Below are 2,843 nucleotides of genomic sequence, written 5' to 3' on the forward strand. Positions count from 1 at the left end.
GGCAGCCCGGCGCGCTCCAGCCAGCGGGCGACGCGGACCTCGTTGCCGGCCGCGGCCGCCTGGCCGGGCCGGCCGACCCGGGCGATCACCTCGCCCGGGAGCCGGTAGACGGAGTTCTCGGCCCGGCGGAGCAGCTCGGCCGGCGCCGGGTCGAGCCCGGCGCGGCGGCAGGCGTGGTGCAGGACGCGGTGGGTGTCGTCGGCCGTCACGACGCCAGAGCGGTGGTGAGCCGATGCCGCAGCTCGGCCACCTCGGGGACGCCGGCGTGCCGGCCGGCGTAGGTGTGCAGCTCCGCGAGGTCCATGGCGGCTCGCCGCGAGTGCAGTCGCCCGGCGTCGGTGACGGCGGCCAGGCCGATGCGGGCCGCTTCGCCGGGATCGCCGACGGCCATGGTCAGCGACGCGAGCTTGGTCTGCGACATCGCGCGGGAGCGGACGTAGCCGGCGGTGTGGCCGTCGACGGCGGTCCGCAGGCGGGCCGCGGCCTCGGTGCGGTGGCCCTGCACGGTCAGGTCGAACAGCGCGTGCCCGGTGTCGCCGGCATGTTGGGCGGCGTCGTAGTACGACATCCACGGCGGGTCGCCGGCCGGGTCGGTGTGCGCGAACGCCTCGTCGGCCTGCCCGACGGCGCGCAGAGTGTCCTGGTAGCGGCCCAGCTTGGCCAGCGCGCGGGCCCGGGCGGTGTGCAGCATGGCCCGTTCGGTGGCCGTCAGCCGGTCGGACCGGACCAGCGCCAGCTCGGCATAGGTCAGCCCGAGGTCGGGTTCGCCGCGCCAGATCTCCTGCCGGGCCAGCGAGGACAGCACCTTGGCGCGCAGGTGCCAGCTGCCGACCTCCTCGGAGCAGGCCAGCGCGAACTTGAAGATCTGCCGCGCGTCGTCGTAGGCGCATGCGTCGAACGCCATATGTGCGGTGGCGTGGCCGAGCAGGCCGACCGCCTCGTGCAGCTCGACCCGCACCTCGGGCGTCGCCTGGGCGCCCAGCAGCTGCCCGAACCAGCGCAGCTGGGCGTTCGCGGCCTCGCGCACCCCCGCGCCGCCGTGACTGTGCCCCCAGCTGACCAGCAGGTCGGCGGCGCCGCGGACCTGTTCGATCTCGCTGCGGCCGACCCGCTTCGGGGCGTCGGACGGGCGCAGCGGCGCCAGCAGGTCGAGCAGCGTGGACGGCGACGTCAGCAGGCCGCCGACCCCCACGAAGGCCGCGCGGAGGAACTCGTGCCGCTTCACGTCCGGCTCGCCCACCGGCTGGAGGGCGACCGGCGCGGAGTGCAGCCGGCGGGTGTTGACGAAGCCGAGGTCGCGGTCGGTCGCCGCACCCAGGACGGCGCGCAGGGCGTCGCGGTAGGCGGCCTGCGGCCAGCGGATGATGCCGCGCTCGAGCTTGCCGATGTAGTTGTCGTCCAGCTCGTGCAGCCGGCCCGTACGTTCGAAGAGGTAGGCGTTGACGCGGTCGGCCAGCTCCTGGCGGGACATCGCCGCACCCGGCACATCGGCCGACGGCGTGCTCTCGCGGGCCAGTCGCAGGTGCTCGTTCGGTTCGCGCACGATGTCTCCACGTACGTGGGGAGGAACATAATCGCATTCTCGGCGGATTGCTGTCAGGTGATCCGGAGAATCCCGAACCATCCCCACTCGCCTCCCCCGAGGATCCCACCTCGATGCCCTACTGATCACCCAATTCCGGCGAAATGATCGATACACGAGTCATGGCCGGTGCCTTTCTCCCGATTCGACACCGTTCATGGAAGCCGTGACTTGAGGCGGGTTGCCGGGCAGACCACCCCGAACCCGGCAACCCGCCGCGACCTCCCGGTTGACGCAGGAGATTCGCCGCCATTTCGGCGACCGGGCGATTCGTCCGAATTGTTCCGGTGAGCTCAGGGGCCGCGCATCCGGGCGATCACACCACTGCAATTCCCGGGAAGATCCGACGAATGGCCGAATTGCCCACTCGGCCGTTCGGCTGATGCCGCAATAGCGTGTTCGGCCGATCACGTCGCGACGACGAGGCACGTCCTGGGCCTGAGTCGCACAAAACAGCCGATTGCAGCCCAGAAGCGCGACTCAGACCCAGGACGCGACCCTGACACCCCGGGGAGATCCCTTGCGCCCCGTACGTCGCCGATCGTAGACGCGAGATACGCCCTCGAGCCGACGTGCGAGCACCCCACCCCTTCGTAGCGTGAAGCCACTCCACCAGGAGTCGGTGAAGGACCGCCGGAGCGGCAACTCCGGCGGTCCGCCGAGAAGGACAGTCCAAGCCGCGGACCCCTCTCAACGAAGGATGGTAGATCATGTCCACCACAGCCCCCGCCCGTCAGAGCACCGGCGCACCCGCCCGGCGCGACCCGGTCGCCGTCGCCGCAGGGTGGCTCGCGGCGCACGGAATCCAGGCGCTTCAGGTCAGCCTCGGCATCGTGGTCCTGGCCTTCGGCGCACTCAAGTTCTTCCCCGGCGCCAGCCCGGCCGAGCCGCTGGTCATGCGGACGGTCGACACGCTGACGCTGGGCCTGGTGCACGGGCAGGCGGCGGTGACGCTGACCGCCGTCATCGAGACGTTCGTCGGGCTCACGCTGGTCACCGGCGTGTTCCTGCGCACCGGCCTGGTCGTCCTGGCCGGCGCGCTGGCCGGGATGATGTCGCCGCTGGTGCTGTTCTTCGGCGACATGTTCCCCGACGGCACGCCGACGCTCGAGGCGCAGTACGTGTTCAAGGACATCATCCTGGCCGCGGCCGTTCTGGTGATCGGCGCCAAGGCGCTCGGCGCCCGGATGGAGCCGAGCACCCGCTGACCAGCACCATCACACCGGCGAGAGCGCCGGGCTCGACCCCCGCGAGCCCGGCG

Annotated in this window: 2 protein-coding genes and 1 pseudogene; 1 reads left to right on the top strand and 2 read right to left on the bottom strand. The window is 71.9% G+C overall.

Annotated elements, in window-relative coordinates; translation table 11 throughout:
* A pseudogene (locus tag DY240_RS07980) lies at positions 1 to 209 on the bottom strand (aminoglycoside phosphotransferase family protein); the annotation flags it as partial.
* Complete coding sequence (locus DY240_RS07985) at positions 206 to 1,543, bottom strand: hypothetical protein (RefSeq protein WP_199701058.1); 1,338 nt, start codon at positions 1,541 to 1,543, stop codon at positions 206 to 208. The pseudogene DY240_RS07980 and the gene DY240_RS07985, both read right to left, overlap by 4 nt.
* A 749-nt stretch (positions 1,544 to 2,292) precedes the next feature.
* On the opposite strand from DY240_RS07985, the gene DY240_RS07990 reads away from it, so the two are divergent.
* On the top strand, positions 2,293 to 2,790 hold the full coding sequence (locus tag DY240_RS07990; protein WP_119659413.1) for a DoxX family protein: 498 nt from the start codon (positions 2,293 to 2,295) through the stop codon (positions 2,788 to 2,790).
* Positions 2,791 to 2,843 lie beyond the last annotated feature (53 nt).

Origin of the sequence: Jiangella rhizosphaerae (assembly GCF_003579925.1) — a bacterium.
Lineage (GTDB): Bacteria > Actinomycetota > Actinomycetes > Jiangellales > Jiangellaceae > Jiangella > Jiangella rhizosphaerae.